The following is a 21,812-nucleotide window of genomic DNA, read 5'->3' as shown; positions in this document are numbered from 1 at the left end:
AGCAGGAGCAGACCTCCCAACGCTTCCCGTTGTATATAGTTGTACGCAGGGTAATGTGCCCCGCTGCCAGGCTAACCTTTATAACGGTGGAAAAAGAAAACGACAAGGAAGCGCTTTTCAGAAAGTTCATAGCTAACCGGTGCAGCCCGGAAGAGATTGAACAGGTATTGGCCTATCTGAAATTACATGAAAACGCTAAATCGTTAATTTATCCCCTTATCACCCAGGAATTTCAACAGACAGCCAGCTCAGGAAGCCGGATCGATCCGGAAATATCCGAAGGCATACGCCGGAGAATCTTTGAACAGATAGCGAACGGCGGTCCTTCAATGCCGTTGACGGCAACTATTCCGCAAGCCAGGGCCAGGTCAACAGGACGTTTTTTCTGGGGAATAGCTGCCGCGTTCGCGGGTATCCTGTTGCTGGCGGGAGCCGCTTACCGGTTGTTGATTTATAAACCGATGGTCACCCATGCTACTGTTTACGGCGAGATAGCAACCATCGTTCTTCCCGACAGCTCGACCGTCGTTTTAAACGGGAACTCGCAAATCAGTTTTGGCCGGGAATGGGATCAGGGCGTGAGGGAAGTCTGGATAGAAGGGGAAGCCTTCTTCTCGGTCAGGCATACGCACGATGACCGGAAACTTGTGGTGCATTCTTCGGAGCAGCTGGATGTAGAAGTTCTGGGGACGGAGTTTAATGTATACGACCGCCCGCATGCAACAAGAGTTGTCCTCAATTCGGGAAAGGTAAAGCTGAACATACGAAAAGACAACGAAACGCCCAGGCAGGTGGATATGCGGCCGGGAGAATTGGTGGAGTTAGATGAAAATCTGAAATATGAAAAGCGGGATGTAAACCCTGAGCTATACACTTCCTGGATCACCGGAAAAGTAGTATTGGATAACACAAGTTTCAGGGAAATTGCCCTCCTCCTGGAAGAAACCTATGGTTTATCTGTGACTGTTCCTGATACAGCTTTATACAACGAACGATTTTCCGGGGCCGTTCCCAGTGAAAATGTGGAAGCCTTGCTGAAAGCTTTGGCCCTTTCTTTTAACCTGAGTATTAAGACCAATGGTAATAACGTCACATTCAATGTTAAATAAAACCCTAATCGCTATGAGTCGAAAATTGTATTATTACGGAATGTTGCTAGTACTGGCATGTTGCGCTTCTGCGCCTGCATTCAGCCAGATTTTAGCAGCGGCTTCCACCGTCCCGCCCGGGGAGCCCAGGGATCAGAGATACGGGATCAAAACCCTTGAAAAGGCGCTCGCCGAACTCCAGGAGCGGTACAAGGTGAGTTTCTTTTATAAAACGGAGCTGATAGAAGGCCTTCGTGTTGACGGAAATGCTGTTTCCGGCACGGGCGGCTTTGAAAAGGACCTGAACGAGCTGTTAAGACAGCACGGCTTGGTGTATAAAACGGCCGGAGATAACCTGTATGTGATCATTCCAGGCAAAAAGGAAGAAAAAATCAGCGCGGTTAAGTTCCGGAAGATCATCAGCGATATTGGCGGTTCAAAGGGGATTTCCGGAACAAATCCTGATTTTAGCTCCGGCCGCTTGCAAGCCGCTGACTATTATCAGCAGAACAGTGTTACCGGAACGGTTACTTCGGCAAGCGACAGTACCGCCCTGCCCGGGGTAAGCGTGTTGGTAAAAGGTACTCAGAACGGCGCTTCCACAGATATGAATGGCCGTTATCAGCTACAGAATGTTCCCGAAGACGCGATACTGGTGTTCACATTTCTTGGGTTTCAAACCCTGGAACAAGCGGTAAACGGACGCAGCGAACTGAACGTCGCCCTTGAAACGGATGCCGAATCCCTGGAACAGGTCGTTGTTACCGGCTTCGGTTTATCGCAGAAAAAGGAATCCCTCACCAGTGCCATATCAACCATTGGCGCGGAGGATATCAGTCGTTCATTATCCTCAACCACTTCAGGCGCCCTGGTTGGAAAGATTCCCGGATTGAATTCGCGGCAAACCGATGGCCGTCCGGGTGCGAGTACGGCGCTTCAGATACGGAACATGGGTGATCCTCTCTATGTAATCGACGGGGTGCAGAAGGATGCCGGTCAGTTCAATAACCTGAATCCAGCTGACATCGCCTCTATTTCCGTACTGAAGGATGCTTCCGCATCTATCTACGGGGTCCGCGCTGCAAACGGCGTTATCGTGGTAACTACAAAAAAGGGAAGGCGCAATTCCAAGAACACGGTAAGTATTACGGCCAATTATGGCTTACAGGACTTGTCCGCCTTTCCTAAACCGGCAGATGCGCTCACTTATATACGAAGTTTCATTCAATCGGAAACGGTGCAGGGAGCCAGCAATTATACCTATTCGAAGGAAGACCTCGAAAAGTGGCGGCAGGGCACGGAAAAGGGATATGTTCCTTTTGACTGGTACGATTATATCTGGGAAACTGCACCTCAGTATAATGTAAACGCCAGTGCATCGGGCGGATCGGAAAATATCAATTACTACTTCAGCGTCGGACACCTGGATCAGGAGGCGAATATTGTAAACTATGGCGGGTTCACCAGGACCAATGTGCAGATGAACGTAGAAGCGAACATTTCAGAACGGTTTAAGGTAGGCGCGGGCCTTAACGGCCGTGTTGAAAAGCGGGTAAACCCCGGCGTCCCCGGCGGCGATGACCTTTGGCTGCCCCGTTTTGCAACATACCGGAACCTGCCCACCGTCCGGCCATTTGCCAATGACAACCCTGATTATCCCACCCTGACCTCGACCGACCCGGGGACGAATTTTGCCTGGCTGAATTACGAGCTTTCGGGTAAATTGGAGGATACCTGGCGCGTGGGCCAGTTGAATTTCAACGCGGAATACGAGATCATGGATGGTCTGACCGCCAAAGGGTTGGTAAGTTATTACTACGCTAACCGGAAGATGGACAATCATGAATATACCTATAAATTATACGGGTATGATGAAGACACCGATACCTATCCGGTGATCTTTGAAAACAACAATCCCTGGCGGGAACGGGATATGCGGCACGTGGAAGAGCTGACTTCCAATCTGCAGCTGGCTTATACTAAAAATATAGCGGATCATAACCTGACGGTTATCGGCGGAATGGAAACCATAAAACGCGATGAGCCCCGTACCTGGGTGCATTCCATTCCCGCCGCCAACGCGCTTGACCTGATCCACTTTGAAACCCTAGATACCTACGACGACTTTGGAGACAGAACACAGGCCCGGCTGGGATTCGTAGGGCGGATCAATTACGATTATGCCAATAAATACCTGGTGGAGCTTTCCGCGAGGTATGACGGCTCCTGGAAATTTCCTCCCGGTGACCGTTGGGGCTTCTTCCCTTCGGCTTCCGCTGGATGGAGGATTTCCGAAGAAAGTTTCTGGAAAGACGGAAGCATCTCCAATGTCTTTAATGACCTGAAGCTGCGCGCGTCCTATGGCTTGCTGGGTGATGATGATCTTGGAGAAATCGACGGAGATCCTATCTATTCGCCTTTCGACTACCTGGGCGGCTATGATTATAATGTGAGCGGCGCCGTTATTGACGGAGAGTACGTGGTGGGAACCGTTCCCAGAGGCCTGCCGGTAAATACGCTTTCCTGGATAAAGGCCAGGATCTTTGACGTGGGGATAGACGCAAGCTTCCTGAACAGCCGCCTGACGGTTACCGTGGATTACTTCCAGCGTAAACGTACCGGCCTGCCAGCCGCCCGTTATGATATCCTGATTCCTTCCGAGGTGGGATTCGGGCTTCCGAACGAAAACCTGAATTCAGATGCGCACAAAGGCTATGACGCCTCGGTTATCTGGAACGACAAAGCGGGCGACCTGACCTATTCCATTGGCGGAAACGTGACCTACTCCCGTTTTTATGACTGGGAGCAGTATAAACCCCGTTTCAGTAATTCCTGGGATGAGTACCGGAATTCGCTTGTTCAGCGCTACGGCTACCTGAACTGGGGCCTGGAGGCGGACGGGCAATTCAGCAGCTGGGAGGAAATAGCCAGCTGGGAGATCGATAATGACCGGCAGGGGAATAAAACGCTGCGTCCCGGCGACATAAAATACGTGGACCAGAACGGAGACGGAGTGATCAACGGCATGGATGAACGGCCTATCGGCTACCGGCAGAACGAAACTCCGGCGCTGAACTTCGGTTTGAACTTTGGCTTCGGCTGGAAAGGTTTTGACCTGTCTTTTGACCTGACCGGTGGAGGTATGTTCACCTTCTACCAGGAGTGGGAACAGCGCAATCCCTTCCATGACGGCGGAAATAACCCGCAGTACTACATGGAGAACGCCTGGCGGCTTTCCGATATCTGGGACCCTAACAGCGAACTTATTCCGGGTGACTATCCCATGCTGCTGATCGGAAACAGCTCCCACAGCAATTACTGGAACAGTACGTTCTGGAAAACCAATGTGCGTTATATCAAGCTGCGTAACCTGGAACTCGGGTACTCGCTTCCCCAGAAATTGTTAACTCCCTTGTCACTTTCCAACGTCCGGTTCTACCTGGCCGGCCAGAACTTATTCACCATCTCTAACCTGGAGGGAGTTGATCCGGAGGGAGATGCTACCAACGGGCTGGGGTATCCGACCATCAGGATCATGAACTTCGGGCTAAACGTACAATTCTAAGAATCCGGGAGATAAAAAATGAATTTTATGAAAAAGCATATATCAATAATACGTACTACGGTGCTGATCGGGTTTATATCCTTCTTCAGCGCTTGTTCGGATTTCCTTGAGCAGGAGCCGGATGCGATCATCGATGAAGAACAGGTTTTTGAAGATGAAGGGATGATCAAATCCGTCCTGGCCAATTTTTACGGCAGGGTTACCTGGGCGCAGAACATAAGCGATTCCTATTCTTATACCATTCTGGATGAGGCGGGAAAGTCCGACAGCGGGCCCGATAATATCCAGGACTACAGCAACGAATTATGGCGCGTTTACGATTATACGCTGATCCGGAATATGAACCAGTTCCTGGAAGGGTTGCGCACCACAACGGTTATCGGTGAAGAGGCAAGGCTGGCCTACGAAGGGGAACTACGGTTTCTCCGGGCATGGTTGTATTTCAATATGGTTCGGGGAATGGGAGGAATGCCTATCGTGGGCGACGAAGTGTTTGAATTCAACGGTACCACCACGGATATTACCGCCTTGCAATATCCCCGGTCCACGGAAGCGGAACTCTACGATTATATCATCGCCGAATGCGAAGCGGTTACGGAGTATCTGCCGGAAGAACCTTCTGTCAATGCCGCAAGAGCTACCAAATGGGCCGCTCAGATGCTCAAGGCACGAGCCGCCGTTTATGCAGGTTCAATTGCTAACTATAATAACAAAATGCCCAACCCGATCAGCACGCCGGGCGGGGAAGTAGGCATTCCGGCCGATCGCGCCGAAGGCTATTATCAACAGGCCCTGGAAGCGGCGGAAGAAGTCATCAACAGCGGCGTCTACAGGCTGAATATGACCAATCCGGATGATCTGGGACGCAGTTTTTACGAGGCCACCAGTGTGAAGAACAGTAATAACGAAGTGATCTGGGCCCGGGATTATAAATATCCCGGACAGACGGTGGGCTTTACAAGGGAGAATATTCCGGCCTCCCATGCCGAGGATATCGATCGGGCCTACGCCGGTCCGATCCTCAACCTGGTGGAAGACTTTGAGTATACCGATAACCGGGACGGAAGCATTCGCACCAGGGACGCCCAGGGGAATTATATCTTCTATGACAGTCCTGAAGACGCTTTCGCGAACAAGGATGCGCGGTTATGGGGATCGGTGATTTATCCCGGCGCGGTGTTCAAAGGGAGCCCGGTTGTATTGCAGGCGGGCCAGAAATACCTGGAAAACGGTACCTGGAGAACCAGAACCGGGCAGCCGGGGGAAACCGATGATGATGGCCGGCTGCTGACTTCGGTGAACGGGCCAGTTACCTCGAATCAACAATTTATCAATAAGACCGGCTTCTTTTTCCGCAAATTCATGGACGAAACCAGGGGTGCATCCACCCGCGGAAGGAACAGCGATATGTGGTTTCCCCGCTTCCGGTATGCCGAGGCTTTAATGATCGCCTGCGAGGCTTCGTTCGAACTGGGACAAACCGCCGATGCATTGAACTACATCAACCAAATCCGCGAACGGGCCGGTATCCAGGAATTGCAAACAATCACCTTTGAAGACATCGTCCGGGAATACCGGGTTGAATTTGCATTCGAGGACCATCGCTACTGGGATCTGAAGAGGTGGCGGCTGGCCCACGAGGTTTGGAATGGTGTACAGAACAGCCCTACCGCGCAGCAGTATGCTTTATTCCCGTACCTGGTGGTAGCCCCAGGCACTCCCAATGACGGCCAATGGGTATTTGACAAGCAGCCCTTTACCAATTCCCCTCACCCGCGGAATTTCCAGATGAGGAATTATTATAACTTCATTGACCAGGCTTGGATAAATAATAATCCAAAATTGGTAAGAAATCCATATCAATAAGCTTAAATACGATGAAACGATTTATATTAGCGACGCTGGGGCTGTCTCTGCTGGTTGCAGGCGGCTGCGGACTTGACAATTATGCTGAACCTAAGTCTAAATTATTGGGACAGATCACGTATAACGGGGAACCTTTAGGCCTTCGCGGCACGGGCGAAGCCGTGCAGTTGCAGTTGTACCAGGACGGATACGAGCTGCGCGCACCCATACCAGTCTATGTGGCTCAGGATGGTTCGTTTGAAGCGACCTTGTTTGACGGCCAGTATAAACTGGTTACCCGGGATAATAACGGGCCCTGGGTCAATGACCGCGATACAACGGTAGTAAACGTGAGCGGAAGTACGGAGGTAGCGCTGGAAGTTACGCCTTATTTCACGCTTTCTGATGTGTCCCTTTCCCTGGACGGAGAGAGCCTGAATGCCACCTTTACCGTGAACGAGGTAGTTGAAAATGCAACGATTGAATACGCCATGGTACTGCTAAGCAATACCTCGTTTGTAGACGATATCACCTACAGCGCCCGGGAAGATCTGAGAGACGTTACGGTGGGGAGCGCAATGGAAATATCCGTGGATCTTTCCGAAAACGAGGGATTCAAAGCCGGAAAGCCCTTGTTCGCCCGTGTTGGCCTTCGTACCGTAGGTGCTGACCAGGCCATTTATTCACAAGTTGTACGCCTGCGTTAGGCAAAATGATCATAAAATAAATATACCGCATATTGATGAAAGGGATATCCTGTATTTTTCTTCTATGTTGCTTGTTCTTCAGCAGCTGCACCGACAATTCGCCCCGCAGGGCGGAAGTTCTTTTTCTTGGGCATAAGAGTGAACACCATCATTCTGATAAGTATGCGCCCTGGCTCGCCGTCAGGTTGTTCCAGGATGGGATCAACATGACCTATACCACCAGCCTGGATGACCTCAACGAGGAAAACCTGGCTAAGTATGACGGGCTGATCATCTACGCGAACCATGACAGTATCTCGTCTTCCCAGGAAAGCGCGCTGAAGAATTTCGTGGAAGGAGGAAAGGGCCTGATCCCGCTTCATTGTGCCACCGGCTGCTTTAAGAATTCGGACTGGTATATAGAAGCTATCGGAGGACAGTTTGCCTCTCATGAGACCGGCCGGTTCAAGGCAACGATCGTGGATACCGCGCATGCGGTCATGCAGGGAATCCCGGAGTTTACCACCTGGGACGAAACCTATGTGCATCAGCGGTTGAACCCGGATATGACGGTGCTGACTGAAAGGGTGGAAGGAGATCACCGCGAGCCTTATACCTGGGTCAGGGAACAGGGGAAAGGCCGGATATTTTACACCGCCTATGGCCATAATGACAGTACCTGGACCAATGACGGGTTCCTGGACCTGGTGACCAACGGCGTGCTTTGGGCGCTGGGCGGCCAGGTGCAGGAACAAATTACTGCACTGAACATCCCGGAGGTGTCCATTTATGACCTGGATACCATGTCTGATTTTACCAGGCGCTACCTGGTGCCTGAAATGCAGAAGGCGCTGACGCCGGAAGAATCCATGAAGCTGGTGCAGGTGCCGGTAGATTTCAAGGTGGAACTGTTTGCTGCGGAACCCGATATAACGAATCCCATTGCCATGTCCTGGGACGAGCGGGGACGGCTGTGGATCGTGGAGTCAGTAGATTACCCGAATACCTTCCTTGAAACGGACGGGGAAGCCAATGACCGGATCAAGATCTGCGAAGATACCGACGGCGACGGCAAAGCTGATAAATTCACCGTATTTGCCGACAGCCTGAATATTCCAACCAGCATTGTATTTGCCGGCGGCGGCATTATTGTATCCCAGGCGCCGCATTTCGTTTTTATGAAAGATACGGACGGGGATGATAAGGCGGATGTGCGCGAGAATATCATTACCGGCTGGGGTAAGAATGATACCCATGCAGGGCCCTCCAACCTGGTATACGGCTTTGATAACAAGGTATGGGGCGTACTGGGCTTTTCGGGCTTTAACGGTACTGTGGACGGCAGGCATATGAGCTTCGGGCAGGGGGTTTACCGCTTCAATCCCGATGGCAGCGATTTCGAATACCTGGCTTCTACCAGTAATAATACCTGGGGCCTGGGCTTTACCGAAGAGAACAACGTATTTATTTCTACAGCGAATAACACGCACAGCGCCTGGTACTCCATGCCTCAAAAATACATGGCAAGGGAGCTGCCCGGCGGAAGGCAGGTGCAGGCCGTGCAAAAGATCGACGGCCATTATGATGTCCACGCCCTGACCCCGAACCTGCGGCAGGTGGATGTGGTAGGAGGTTTTACCGCAGCGGCGGGCCATCATTTTTATACAGCCAGGAACTATCCGAAGGAATACTGGAACCGGATCGCCTTTGTATCGGAGCCCACGGTAAGGCTGGTACATAGCGCCATTATTGAGCCGGACGGCTCGGGCTTTACCGAAAAAGACGGCTGGAACCTGATGGCGGGCTCGGACGAATGGTTTGGACCGGTGCAGGCCCAGGTTGGCCCGGACGGCGCTGTTTGGGTGGCCGACTGGTATAACTTTATTATTCAGCATAATGTATTTGTTCCGGCGCAGGCGCCTTCTGAACTGGTATTGCCCTTTACCGAGCAGCCGCACGGGCAGGGAAACGCCTTTGAAAGCCCTCTTCGGGATATTAATCACGGACGTATATATCGCGTGGTCTACAAGGAAGCGGATAAACCTTCTTATCCCGAATTATCCGTGGATGATCCTGCCGGACTGGTGAATGCGCTGAAGAATGACAATATGTTCTGGCGAATGACTGCCCAGCGCTTGCTGGTAGGGTCCGCGGACCTTTCAGCGGTGCAGGAAGATTTATTCAGCCTGGTAGCCAGCCAGGACGTTGACGAAATAGGCTTGAACAGCCCGGCGGTACATGCCTTATGGACACTTCACGGCCTCGGCGCTTTTGAACAGCCCGGCGGAGCCGCTCTGCAGGTGGCGGTGAAGGCATTGTCTCATCCGGCTGCCGGGGTGCGGAAAGCGGCGGTGGAAGTACTGCCAAAAAATGCGGAAACCGCCAAAGCTGTGCTTGAAAGCGGGATCCTGAATGATCCCGACCTCAACACAAGGGTTTCGGCCTTCCTGGCTATTGCCGCACTCCCTGCTTCGGAAGAACTCGGCCGGGAAATATACCAGGCCACGCAGGACACAATAAACGCGAACGATAAATGGCTCCCAAGCGCAATGCTGGCTGCCGCCGCCGCGCACCAGGACGGATTCCTTTCAGCTTCTTCCGGCGGGAGCGCCGGAGGCCAGGCCGCAGGTTCGGAGGCAAGCCTCTCCCGGCGGATCGCCTCGTCCCTGTCCAATGAAGAATACCGGCTGAACGGAAGGGACGTGCTGCGCCACCCGCCGCATGTTGCGGGGAAAGCGATTTCGGTCAGCGCTACCGTGAGCCGCCGGGATAATAAGCCGCTGGAGGGACTGATCCTGGCTCAGGGTAATAAAACGGACGGCTATGGCTTGTTCGTCAGCGATGGAAAGCTTAGCCTGGTGGTGAACCAGGACGGAAAAGCCTATACAGCAACTTCTTCCCGTTCCCTGCCGGACCGCTTTGAATTGGTAGCACGGCTGGATGAAGGGGGCGCAATGAGCATCCTGGTAAACGGCCGGGAAGTGGCTTCCGGGAAAGCGCCTTCCCTGTTTACTTCGGACTTACAGAACCCTGTTCGCACAGGGCGTGAACCGGATGAAAGTGCGGGGATAGCAGATTACGAAGGCGCCTTTGATTTTTCGGGCGGCCTGCAGGATCTTTCCCTGAAATTTACGGCCGGCGCCGCTAAAGCCGGTGATAAAGAAGCGGCAGCAGCCGGCGGCGAAGCCGTTATTATCAGCATGGGCGTTGTTCCGGACCTGATGCAGTACAACAAGAAGGCGTTTACGGTAAAGGCAGGGCAGCGGGTGATCATTGAATTTGAGAACAATGATGCCATGCAGCACAATATGCTGATCATAAAGCCCGGCACGCTTGAAAAAGTGGGCGCGGCAGCCGATGACCTGGCCCGGAACCCTAAGGATACGAAGAAACAATATGTTCCGGAAATACCGGAAGTAATGTATGCCACGGACCTGCTAAATCCCGGCGAAATGGCTACTTTAGAGTTTACAGCGCCGGAAAAACCCGGTGATTACCCCTTTGTATGCACGTTCCCGGGACACTGGCGCGGCATGAACGGAATAATGAAAGTTGAATAATATGAGAATAAAATTGTTTTTCTTTTTAATGGCATTGGGCGCATTTTCCGCCTGCAGCCAGCCTGATGAACCTATCCGGACGCTTATTGTTGGCGGCGGGGCCTCGCATGATTTTGACCGCTGGTACCGCGGGGCAGACGTGGCTACGCTGGAAAAAGAAGGCCTTGCCGAGGTAACCTATACCGACCAGGTGGATTCCATCCTTTCTTACCTGCCCGGGATTGACGTGCTGCTGCTGACCAATAATCAGCCGATGGAAGATCCCGCCCTTCGCAAAGCGATCTTTGATTTTGTAGGATCCGGAAAAGGATTGGTATTGGCGCATGCGGCCACCTGGTACAACTGGGAAGACTGGCCCGAATACAATAAACAACTGGTAGGAGGCGGGTCCCGCGGCCATAATCCCTATGGGCCATTCGAGGTAAGCGTGACTGCCGGCCATCCTGTTACAGAGAATGTGCCGGAGAAATTCTCGCTTGAAGACGAGCTTTACTATATAAAGACGGATGCGGAAGGGCCTGGCATGGACGTGCTGGCTACCGGGAAGGCGGAGGGTTCCGAAGACATTTTTCCGGTGCTTTGGGTGACGCCTAATCCGGATGCAAGGATCGTTGGCTTTACCCTTGGCCATGACAGCAAATCGCATGATCTGCCCGCTTACCAGACGATCCTGCGAAATGCGGTGACCTGGGCGGCCGGTAAATAAACGGAGCATCCGGTTTTCGGCATGCCTGCGCTGGCCGCTGGCACGCCGGCAGAAATTAATTTTGAAATTTCAGTATAAAAACAAGAAAATAGCATGGATCAGAAGAAAATCACTGTGGTAATTGTAGGAATGGGTTTTGGCAAGGAATTTATCCCTATTTACCAGCAACATCCCAATATTAAGGCGGTTGGCATTTGCACCCGCAATGAGAAGACGATTGACGAACTCGTCACGAAATTTAACCTGGACCGCAACCTTTGCTTTACCAATTTCGAGGACGTGCCGGGAAGGGAAGACGTGGATGCCATCCATATTGTGACCCCCGTTCCTGAGCATGCCCAGATGACGCTGGCTTCGCTCAATGCGAACAAGCATACGGCTTGCACCATTCCCATGGCTACAAGCGTGGAAGACTGCCGGGCCATCGTGGAGGCAAAAAGAAGGACCGGGAAAGTATATATGATGATGGAAACCGCCCTGTACACCCGTGAATTCCTGTACGGGCTGGAACTGGCCAACAGCGGGCAGCTCGGGCGTATCCAGTTTGTAAGGGGATCCCATATACAGGATATGAGCATGGAAGGCTGGGCGGAGTACTGGAAAGGCTTCCCGCCCATGCACAACGGTACGCACGCTATTTCTCCCCTGCTGCGTATTAATAATACAAAGGCGGAAACAGTAGTTTGCCACGGATCAGGCAGGCTGAGCGAAGACCTGGCCAGCAGGTACGGATCTCCCTTTGCTGTGGAAACAGCCACCTTCACCCTGAAGAATTCGGACGTTATCGCTGAAGCTACCCGCTCCCTGTTTGACGTGGTCAGGCAGTACCGCGAAAGCTACGATGTTTACGGTACTAAAATGTCCTTCGAATGGGAGCAGCTGCAAGATGAAGACCATGTGATATTTGACGGAGGCGAGAACGCCAGGCGAATAGCCGTGCCGGATACCGATCAGCTGCTGATAAACGAGATCGCGAACTTCACCAAAAGGGAAAAGATCGATGATCCTAACCATGTGTCTTTCCTGCAGGGCGCCGGTCACGGAGGTTCACATCCCCACCTGGTCCAGGAATTCGTGGCGGCCATCGTGGAAAACCGGAATTCAGCCGTGGACGCGGATCTTGCGGCGAATTATACCTGCGCCGGGATCTGCGCGCATGAGTCGGCAATGAATAATGGTAAGAGAATAAGCATACCTGATTTTGAATAAACGCAGCATACAGTTCGGCGTAAGCACCTTTGTTTGGGTGTCTCCTTTTGATACGGCTGCCTTTGACCTGGCTTACAAGGTCAAAGACATGGGTTTTGATATCCTGGAGGTAGCCGTGGAACAGCAGGAACTGATCAATTGGGAAAAGCTCAGGGAACTTATGCGGGAAACCGGCCTGAAAGTGACCATCAGCGGGGCATTCGGCGCCGAAAGGGATATCTCCAGCGAAGATCCCCGTATTCGCGAACAGGGCCTCAGTTATATAACCGATTGCGTCCGCATCGCCGAAAAGATGGAAAGTCCTGTTTTCTGCGGGCCCGTCTATTCCGCGGTGGGCAAGACAAGGCCGGTTCCGGAAGAACAAAAAAAGCGCGAGCGGGACTGGTGCGTGGAAAACCTTCGCAAGGCTGCCAGCGTGGCGGCGGACTGCGGGGTGGTTATTGGCCTGGAGCCGCTGAACCGTTTCGAGAGCGATATGGTAAATACTACGGACCAGGCGTTATCCATCGTAAAGGAAGTTTCCGATCCTTTTGTTAAAATTGCACTTGATACATTTCATTGTAATATCGAGGAGAAGAATATCCCGGCTGCTATTCGGAAAGTGGGTAAAGACCTGCTTTGCCATATCCAGGGAAATGAGAGCGACCGCGGCACACCGGGAACCGGGCACCTTGACTGGCCTGGCATAAAGGAAGCGCTGGATGAGATCGGGTATGAGGGCGCTGTGGTTATTGAAACCTTCGGCGCGCCTTCAAAGGAACTCGCCCGGGCGGCCTGTATCTGGCGGCCGCTTGCGGGCAGCCCCGACGAACTTGCCCGCGAGGGCCTGGCCTTTTATAAGGAATTATTCAGCTGAGAAGGTTTAACCAGCGCCTGCTGTCCTGGAGGGCTTTCCACAGCGTACAATAGGCGCTAACGGCGCGGCAGGCCGTTTTTCGGCAAGCGGCTCCGGGACGTTCCGGATAAAGAAATAAACGCGGAAAAAATAAATGGAATGAAAAATACCCGACTACTTCTGCTGGCCGCTTTAGCGGCCTGCGGCATTTATTCATGCAGCCCCGGCGGCGGGAACAAGGAAGAAAAATCCCGGTCCGGACTGGCGCAGGACGAACAGGCACAGGGAATTGTCAACCCGGTGCTTGCCGGCGACCGGCCCGACCCTACGGTGGTAAAGATCGGCGATACCTATTGGGCTTCGGCCACTTCCAACGAGTGGTCGCCCTTATTTCCTATTTTTAAATCAACTGACCTGGTAAACTGGGAGCTGGTAACCTATGTCTTCCCGGAAGGCGCGCCGGATTGGGCCAGGAATAATTTCTGGGCTCCCGAGCTGGCTTATGACGAAGAACAGGGGAAAGTCTATATCTACTACACGGCCCGCGACAAAGAAACCGGGCGCTTAAGCTGCGCCGTGGCCAGCGCTGACAGCCCCGAAGGCCCTTACCTTGATCACGGGCCCCTGGTTGCCCAGGAACTGGGGTCTATCGATGCCTTTGAGGCCCGGGACGAGAACGGGAAGCTGTACCTGCTCTGGAAGGAAGACGGAAACAGCCGCGATCAGCCTACGCCCATCTGGGCCCAGGAGATCAATGAAAGCCGTACCGAACTTTTGGGCGAGCCAAAAGAATTATTTCGCAATGATAAACCCTGGGAAGGCCAGCTAGTAGAAGGTGTGGCTATTTTCCGCAAAGATGATTATTTCTACGCCACCTATTCCGCAGGCGCCTGCTGTAACAAGGAGTGTAATTACAAAGCAGGGGTGGCGCGCGCCAAAAACCTGCTGGGCCCCTGGGAAAAATATGAAAAGAACCCCATTCTTAAAGACAATGAAAGTTTCCGCTGCCCGGGCCACGGCACGGTGGTGGAAAAGGACGGCGACCTTTATTACCTTTACCATGCCTACAGCACTAAGAGCGATGTATACGTAGGCCGCCAGGGCGTGCTTGAAAAGATCAGCTGGACCGAAGACGGCTGGCCCGTGGTGGCGAATGACGCGGTATTCAGCAGGGAAACAGGGTCGCTTGATTTTACCGATGATTTCAGCGGCGCCAGCCTGCAGCCAATCTGGCAATGGCGCGTTACCCAGGATATCAGCTATGAAACCGGGCCGGAAGGATTGAAGCTTGGCGCTTCGGAAGAAAATCAACAGCTTGGAACGGTGCTGGTCCAGCTAACCAAAACACTCGATTACCAGGCAACCGCCACGCTTGACCTGACCGCTGCCGGAACCGGGGCGGAAGGAGGGCTTGCCCTCGTGGGCGCCGATAATAACGGCTTTGGAGCGCCGCTGGCAGCCATTGGCATTTCCGCAGGCAAAGACGGAGTAAAGGTCTGGAAAACCACGCAGGGCGAAACGAGCCTTATTGCCGGGGCCCCCCTTCCGGAAGATCTTTCGAACATTCCGCTCAGGATGGAAGTTGCGGAAGGCCATCTGTTAAGCTTTTCCATCGAAAAGGACGGAGCATGGGAAAGCCTGGCAACCGGGATAGACGCTGCTCCGTTTGTCCCCTGGGGAATGGGATTCCGGTTGGGGCTGGTAGCGAAGGGAAACCCCTCTCAAACCCTGAACTTTAAAAAATTTGAACTCGTAAATGAATAGCGCTCTATGACGAAGCGGAACCATGCAATCATCGCATTCCTGCTGCTTACGGCCGGTTTTTCGTATCCCGCTGCGGCAAACACAGGTTTAACCGCTTCTGCGCCGGACACTGCCGGCCAGCGGAACATGCTGTTCGGCGATCCTTATATCCTGCTGCATGAAGGTACCTATTATATGTACGGCACCTCCGCGGATGACGGTATTGAAGTATACACCTCCGATGACCTGCAGCACTGGAAAGGCCCGGCAGGCCTTCGCAACGGCCTGGCCCTCCACAAAGAGGACGTATGGGGCGACCGCTGGTTCTGGGCGCCGGAAGTATACGCGCTTAACGGTCGCTTTTACATGTACTTCAGTGCGGATGAGCATATTAATGTGGCCGTAAGCGACAGCCCCCTGGGCCCCTTTGTACAGGAAAAGCAGGAGCCCATGCTGGAGACGAAAGCTATTGACAATCATCTTTTCTTTGATGAGGACGGTACGCCCTATATTTATTTTGTCAATTTTAACGATGGCTTGTCAGTCTGGGTAGCCGAACTGAACGAAGACCTGCTCAGCATGAAAACGGGAACCATGAAGGAATGTGTCCGGCCGGAGCAGGCATGGGAAAAGAAGGAAGGGAGTGTGAATGAAGGCCCCTATGTGATGAAGCACGCAGATAAGTATTACCTGTTCTATTCGGGGAACGGTTACACCAGCCAGGAATACGGCGTAGGCTTTGCCGTGGCCGGAAATGCTATGGGCCCCTGGAAGAAATTCGCCGGAAATCCCATCCTGCAGTCGCCGGACACCCTTAGGGGCGTGGGGCACGGCGCCTTTTTCAAGGATAAGGAAGGCAGGCTGAATTATGTTTATCACGCTCACAACAGCAGAAAAAAGATACACCCGCGAAAAGTTTATATTAACCGCTGCGAGTTTGTGAAGCAGGAAGGAGTGCCTTACCCGGTTCTGCGAATGCTTCCGCCAAGGCAAACCCCGCTTCTCGGCGCGGCGGAAACCAGCCGCCAAAATGCGCCTGGCAACACGGAAGGAATGATGAAAAAACAGATGCCGACAAAATAATTTTTAAATTAAGAAGGAACATGAGAAAGCGTTTTTACACGTTAGCCGTTTCGGCGCTTGTCTGCCAGTCAGCCGGCGCCCTGCAGGCACAGGATGCACAATGGAAGATTGCCGGTGATAAGATCACTACGGAATGGGCGGCGGACGTAGATCCGGCGGCTCCCCTGCCGGAATATCCCCGTCCGCAAATGGTCCGGGAAAACTGGGCAAACCTGAACGGACTATGGGATTATGCCATCAAGGCTTCAGGAGCCGAAGCGCCCGCTGAATACGATGGTAAGATCCTGGTTCCCTTCGCCGTGGAATCGGCTTTATCCGGTGTGGCGAAACGGGTAGGGAAGGACAACGATCTCTGGTACCGGACCAGCTTTACCGTGCCACGCTCCATGCGAAAGCAGCAAGTACTGCTGCATTTCGGCGCCGTTGACTGGCAGGCGGAAGTATTTGTGAACGGGAAAAAAGCGGGCGAACACAAAGGCGGTTACGATCCGTTCAGCTTTGATATTACCGAACTCCTGGATGGCCGGGGCGAGCAGGAACTGTTAGTAAAAGTTTGGGATCCTACCAATGACGGCCCTCAGCCGCGCGGTAAGCAGGTAAAGGACCCCGAAGGCATCTGGTATACGCCGGTAACCGGTATCTGGCAAACGGTATGGCTGGAAGGCGTTCCTGAAACCCATATCGCTGCTATCAGGAATACTCCCGATGTGGATAACAGCAGCATCCACGTGGCCGCGGAACTGGAAAACGGCGAAGCCGGCCAGCTGCGGGTCAGCGTTTATGATAAAGGGAATAAAATTGCCGAAGAAACCATTCCAGCGGGCTCGGAAGCGACCATTAAACTGGATGATCCCGCGCTATGGAGCCCTTCCAATCCTTACTTGTATGATCTGAAGATTGAACTGCTGCACAAAAACAAGGTGGTGGATGCGGTTGACAGTTATTTCGCCCTGCGGAAGATCACGATGGAAAAGGATGCGGCCGGTATTCAGCGTATGCTGCTGAACGGAGAATTCCTGTTCCAGTACGGCCCCCTGGACCAGGGATGGTGGCCGGACGGGCTTTATACCGCCCCTACTGATGAAGCGCTCGTCTTCGACATAGAGAAAACAAAGGAAATGGGCTTTAACATGATCCGGAAACATGTGAAGGTGGAGCCGGCCCGATGGTATTATCATTGCGATCAGCTGGGAATGCTGGTATGGCAGGACATGCCCAGCGGCGATCTGGGCAACCAATGGAACCCGCGCCCCGGGGTAACCGGCGTGGGTACCGAAAAGGATCGGACGGCCGAATCCGAGGCTATTTTCAGAACCGAGTGGAAAGCGATCATGGATGCCAACTATAACTTTCCTTCTATTGTGGTATGGGTGCCTTTCAACGAGGCCTGGGGACAGTTCAAAACGGAAGAGATCACCCGCTGGACCATGGAATACGATCCTACCAGGCTGGTGAACAGCGCCAGCGGCGGAAATTTTCACCCCGTAGGCCATATCATCGACTTACATAACTACCCGGAGCCGGTAATGCCGCGTCCCGATCTTTTCGGAAGCGAGCAGATCATCGTCCTGGGCGAGTTCGGCGGGCTGGGCCTTCCGCTCGAAGGGCATACCTGGCAGCAAAAGGACAACTGGGGCTACCGCAGCTTTGACAACAAGGAAGCCTTATTGGACCGCTACGCAGAATACATGCAGAAGATGCAAGACCTTATCGCCGGGGGTTTATCGGCCGCCGTTTACACGCAAACCACGGATGTGGAAGTTGAGGTGAACGGCCTGATGACCTACGACCGGAAAGTGATCAAGCTGGATCCGGCCCGGTTGAAAAGCTTGCACCAACCTTTGTATAAAGTCAAAGTGCAATAATTTTATCCTGAATCTGACGCTTAGGCAATAATTGATGATAAATTAAGCTCAGCAATGGAAATAATTATGCAATAATCAAGGAGGAATTTTTCTCATATTTGGTTTCAGTGCGGTGTTAACTTGACACTAAACTGATGATCTGAACTAATTCCATGCGAGAAATGAGAAAGTTATTCCTCCTTTTAACCATTCCTTTTTTATTGTTTTCCGGATGTGCCGGGAAAAACGACAATGCTCCGCGGCGACTCGAGATCCTGTTCCTGGGCCATGAAAGCGAGCATCACAATTCGCAGCAGCTCGCGGAAATATTGTCCCGCGAATACTTTAAGGAAGGGATCAATATTACGTATACCACTGATCCGGATGATCTGACCCGCGATGACCTGGGTCTTTATGACGGGCTGATCCTTTATGCCAATCATGACAGCATTACCAAAGCTCAGGAGCAGGGATTGCTTGACTTCGTGAGATCCGGGAAAGGCTTTATTCCGTTGCACAGCGCTTCCTGGTGTTTCAGGAATTCCCCGGAAGTGGTGGACCTGATAGGCGGGCAGTTTAAAAGCCACGAAGGAGGTTCTTTTTCCGCGGAAATTGTAAAACCGGATCATCCGTCCATGAACGGTGTGGAAGCCTTTACTACCGAATGGGATGAAACCTATGTACACGATAAGCTGAGCGATAAGATCACGGTGCTGATGGAACGGGTGGAAGGCGATCACCGGGAGCCTTATACCTGGGTAAGGGATTACGGAAAAGGACGGGTATTTTATACTGCCTTCGGCCATGACGCGAGAACGTTCAATAATCCGGGCTTCCTGCAGCTTGTCCGGAGCGGTATCCTCTGGGCGGTTGGAGATGAAGCAAAAGCACGGCTGGAACAGTTTACCCTTGCAGAGCCCGTTTATGAACCGGGCAGAATGCCGAATTACGAGAAAAGAGATCCGCCGCCGCAATACCAGCATCCCCTGAGCCCTGAAGAATCGATGAGCCAGATCCAGGTGCCGGCAGGTTTTGAGCTGGAGCTATTTGCCGCCGAACCGGATATCATTAACCCGATTGCCATGGCCTGGGATGAACGTGGCCGCCTGTGGGTGATCGAAACGGAAGATTATCCCAATACAGTTATTGATACACCCGGATCGGGTGACGACCGTATCAAAATATGCGAGGACACCGACGGGGACGGGCGCGCCGATAAGTTCACCGTCTTTGCCGATAAACTCAATATCCCTACCAGCATGGTCTTTGCAAACGGCGGGCTTATCGTATCCCAGGCCCCTCACTTCCTATTCCTGAAAGATACGGACGGAGATGACAAGGCGGATGTCCGGGAAGTGCTGTTTGACGGCTGGGGGACCTTTGATACCCATGCCGGGCCCTCTAACCTGAAGTACGGGATGGACAACAATGTCTGGGGAACCGTTGGCTATTCAGGATTTGAAGGAAGCCTGGGCGGAAAGAATATGCGCTTCGGTTCGGGATTGTATCGCTTCAGCCCGGACGGGAAGGAGTTTGAGTTTATGGCGCCAACTACCAATAATACCTGGGGGCTTGGTTTTTCGGAAGAATTCGACGTTTTTCTTTCCACGGCGAACAATGAACACAGCGACCACTTTGCCATTCCCGACCGCCTTTATGAGCTGGCCGGGCTGGCGGAAAAAGGAATCGAAAAGATAGACGGGCACTATGCCATGCATGTGGTAACCAAGAACCTTCGTCAGGTTGACGTACACGGGGGATTTACCGCCGCCGCCGGGCATAATCTTTATACGGCCCGCGCCTTCCCGGAGGAATACTGGAACCGCATTGCCTTTGTCTGCGAGCCTACCGGAAGGGTCATCCATCAGGCCGTGCTGGAACAGAACGGCTCTGGCTTTGACGAGAAAGACGGATGGAACTTTACGGCCAGCGCCGATGAATGGTTCGGTCCTGTGCATGCCGAAGTTGGCCCCGACGGCGCCCTGTGGGTACTTGATTGGTACAACTTTATCATTCAGCATAATCCTACCCCGGAAGGTTTTGAAAATGGCAAGGGGAACGCGTACATTGATTCTCTCCGCGAATATACCCGCGGGCGTATTTACCGTATTTCTTATGAGAACGCCCCTGATTATGATCCCCTTGAACTAAGCAGGGAGGAACCTGGGAAACTGGTACGGGCGCTCCGGCATGACAATATGTTCTGGCGGCTCACAGCGCAGCGCCTGCTGGTGGAAACCGGGAACAAAGAAATTGCCGGCGACCTTTACGACCTGGTAAGCAACCGGAACGTAGATAAAGCAGGAATTAACGCCGGAGCCATGCACGCGCTCTGGACGCTGCACGGCCTGGGCCTTATGGACGGTGCCAGCCAGGAAGCATTGGACGCGGCGCTACAGGCCCTGAAACATCCTGCTGCAGGGGTCCGGAAAGCGGCCGTTCAGGTGCTTCCGAGAAACGAGGATATCAGGGAGTCGCTGCTGGCTTCCGGCCTGCTGAAGGATCCCGATATGCGCGTACGGCTGGCGGTACTTTTGGCGCTTGCCGAAATGCCTCCCTCCGCCCAGTTGGGAAAAGCCTTGTATGAGGCGGCAAACCTGCCTGAGAACGCAAAAGATAAATGGGTGTCCCATGCGCTGCTTATTGCTGCTAAAGTAAACCGGCAGGGCTTTATGGAAGCCTATGAAAGTACGGGGGCGGCAGCGGCCGGCCCCGCCGCCGAAGCATCTCTGACAGACCGTATTGCGGCAGGCGATCGTATGAAGGTATTTCCTTTCAACAAGTGGACAACGATCCGTTCCCGCGATCTCCCGGATATAGCCGGCCGCGAAATTCGTATTACCGCGGATATCACCCAGAACCAGGAAGAGGATGAAAGACAGGGCGTGATCCTGGCCCATGGTAACGCCGAAAACGGCTATGCTTTGTACATGAAAGAAGGGCGGCTGAATTTCCAGGTAAACAGGAACGGCAGCAGCGAAATAATCGCGACTTCAGCTGATCTGCCGGGCAAGTTCCGGCTGACGGCCAGTTTAACGAAAGACGGCGCCATGAGCCTTTTCCTGGACGGCAAACCCGTAGCAAGCGGAAACGCGGCAGGTTTGCTGGAAAGCCAGCCCGAAAACTCACTTTCCGTCGGATATGACCGGGAAGAAGACGGCTATGCCGGTGATTATGGAGATGATTTTAACTTTGGAGGCTATATAGAGAATGGCCAGCTTGTATTCCTTCAGGCCGGAACAGCGGCAGTTAGCACCGAAGAAGCAGACCAGGTAATTAACCTGAGTACGATCGTGAACGAAATGAAATACGACAAAACGAAACTTACCCTTAGGGCAGGTTCTACCGTGAAGATCGTATTCACGAATCCCGATCATATGCAGCATAACCTGCTCATCCTGGAGCCCGGCTCTCTTGAAAAAGTAGGGGCTGCCGCCGACAAGCTGGCCCTGGATCCGCAGGGAGCCAGCCGGGATTATATTCCTCAGATGCCGGAAATCCTATTCACAACGCCCCTGGTAAATCCCCGGGAGACGTATGAACTGGTTTTCAAGGTGCCCGAAGTGCCCGGAGAATACCCATTCGTTTGTACTTTTCCGGGGCACTGGCGCTTGATGAACGGAGTTATTACCGTGGAATAGAATAGAA

The 21,812-nt window shown here is 52.9% G+C and carries 12 protein-coding genes; all 12 read left to right on the top strand.

Annotated elements, in window-relative coordinates; translation table 11 throughout:
• Positions 1–86: 86 nt before the first annotated feature.
• The 12 genes from FRZ59_RS02005 (at position 87) to FRZ59_RS01950 (ending at position 21,805) form a co-directional block, all read left to right on the top strand.
• Positions 87–1,109: a FecR family protein gene (locus FRZ59_RS02005; protein ID WP_158640498.1), complete on the top strand. Its 1,023-nt coding sequence runs from the start codon at positions 87–89 to the stop codon at positions 1,107–1,109.
• 13 nt (positions 1,110–1,122) lie between these two features.
• Positions 1,123–4,653 (top strand): SusC/RagA family TonB-linked outer membrane protein, encoded by a 3,531-nt coding sequence (locus FRZ59_RS02000; RefSeq protein WP_225975141.1) that lies wholly within the window; start codon positions 1,123–1,125, stop codon positions 4,651–4,653.
• A gap of 27 nt (positions 4,654–4,680) precedes the next feature.
• Positions 4,681–6,519: a RagB/SusD family nutrient uptake outer membrane protein gene (locus FRZ59_RS01995; protein ID WP_132127538.1), complete on the top strand. Its 1,839-nt coding sequence runs from the start codon at positions 4,681–4,683 to the stop codon at positions 6,517–6,519.
• A gap of 11 nt (positions 6,520–6,530) precedes the next feature.
• Complete coding sequence (locus FRZ59_RS01990) at positions 6,531–7,205, top strand: DUF3823 domain-containing protein (protein ID WP_132127539.1); 675 nt, start codon at positions 6,531–6,533, stop codon at positions 7,203–7,205.
• A 35-nt stretch (positions 7,206–7,240) separates the two neighbouring features.
• The gene (locus tag FRZ59_RS01985) at positions 7,241–10,744 is read left to right on the top strand and encodes a PVC-type heme-binding CxxCH protein (RefSeq protein ID WP_132127540.1); all 3,504 of its coding nucleotides are present in this window, start codon (positions 7,241–7,243) and stop codon (positions 10,742–10,744) included.
• 1 nt (position 10,745) lies between these two features.
• On the top strand, positions 10,746–11,450 hold the full coding sequence (locus FRZ59_RS01980; protein WP_132127541.1) for a ThuA domain-containing protein: 705 nt from the start codon (positions 10,746–10,748) through the stop codon (positions 11,448–11,450).
• A 93-nt stretch (positions 11,451–11,543) separates the two neighbouring features.
• The gene (locus tag FRZ59_RS01975) at positions 11,544–12,659 is read left to right on the top strand and encodes a Gfo/Idh/MocA family protein (protein ID WP_132127542.1); all 1,116 of its coding nucleotides are present in this window, start codon (positions 11,544–11,546) and stop codon (positions 12,657–12,659) included.
• A complete protein-coding gene (locus FRZ59_RS01970; protein WP_207910189.1) occupies positions 12,652–13,515 on the top strand; it encodes a sugar phosphate isomerase/epimerase family protein in 864 nt (287 codons plus the stop codon). Before FRZ59_RS01975 ends, FRZ59_RS01970 begins: the two co-directional genes overlap by 8 nt.
• A gap of 138 nt (positions 13,516–13,653) precedes the next feature.
• Positions 13,654–15,258, top strand: a complete 1,605-nt coding sequence (locus FRZ59_RS01965) for a family 43 glycosylhydrolase (RefSeq protein ID WP_132127543.1) — start codon at positions 13,654–13,656, stop codon at positions 15,256–15,258.
• Between the two features lie 6 nt (positions 15,259–15,264).
• On the top strand, positions 15,265–16,320 hold the full coding sequence (locus FRZ59_RS01960; protein WP_132127544.1) for a glycoside hydrolase family 43 protein: 1,056 nt from the start codon (positions 15,265–15,267) through the stop codon (positions 16,318–16,320).
• Between the two features lie 20 nt (positions 16,321–16,340).
• A complete protein-coding gene (locus FRZ59_RS01955) occupies positions 16,341–18,185 on the top strand; it encodes a glycoside hydrolase family 2 protein (protein WP_132127545.1) in 1,845 nt (614 codons plus the stop codon).
• 161 nt (positions 18,186–18,346) lie between these two features.
• Positions 18,347–21,805, top strand: coding sequence for a PVC-type heme-binding CxxCH protein (locus FRZ59_RS01950; RefSeq protein ID WP_132127546.1), 3,459 nt, complete (start codon positions 18,347–18,349; stop codon positions 21,803–21,805).
• Positions 21,806–21,812 lie beyond the last annotated feature (7 nt).

Origin of the sequence: Anseongella ginsenosidimutans (genome assembly GCF_008033235.1) — a bacterium.
Classification (GTDB): Bacteria; Bacteroidota; Bacteroidia; order Sphingobacteriales; family Sphingobacteriaceae; genus Anseongella; species Anseongella ginsenosidimutans.
Note: the sequence above shows the minus strand (reverse complement) of the source record. Positions and strands in the feature narration are given on the sequence as shown.

Excerpts from the sequence above, each read along its gene's own strand:
- FRZ59_RS02000 (WP_225975141.1), top strand. The coding sequence starts at position 1,123 with ATGAGTCGAAAATTGTATTATTACGGAATGTTGCTAGTACTGGCATGT.
- FRZ59_RS01995 (WP_132127538.1), top strand. The coding sequence starts at position 4,681 with ATGAAAAAGCATATATCAATAATACGTACTACGGTGCTGATCGGGTTT.
- FRZ59_RS01990 (WP_132127539.1), top strand. The coding sequence starts at position 6,531 with ATGAAACGATTTATATTAGCGACGCTGGGGCTGTCTCTGCTGGTTGCA.
- FRZ59_RS01985 (WP_132127540.1), top strand. The coding sequence starts at position 7,241 with ATGAAAGGGATATCCTGTATTTTTCTTCTATGTTGCTTGTTCTTCAGC.
- FRZ59_RS01980 (WP_132127541.1), top strand. The coding sequence starts at position 10,746 with ATGAGAATAAAATTGTTTTTCTTTTTAATGGCATTGGGCGCATTTTCC.
- FRZ59_RS01975 (WP_132127542.1), top strand. The coding sequence starts at position 11,544 with ATGGATCAGAAGAAAATCACTGTGGTAATTGTAGGAATGGGTTTTGGC.
- FRZ59_RS01965 (WP_132127543.1), top strand. The coding sequence starts at position 13,654 with ATGAAAAATACCCGACTACTTCTGCTGGCCGCTTTAGCGGCCTGCGGC.
- FRZ59_RS01960 (WP_132127544.1), top strand. The coding sequence starts at position 15,265 with ATGACGAAGCGGAACCATGCAATCATCGCATTCCTGCTGCTTACGGCC.
- FRZ59_RS01955 (WP_132127545.1), top strand. The coding sequence starts at position 16,341 with ATGAGAAAGCGTTTTTACACGTTAGCCGTTTCGGCGCTTGTCTGCCAG.
- FRZ59_RS01950 (WP_132127546.1), top strand. The coding sequence starts at position 18,347 with ATGAGAAAGTTATTCCTCCTTTTAACCATTCCTTTTTTATTGTTTTCC.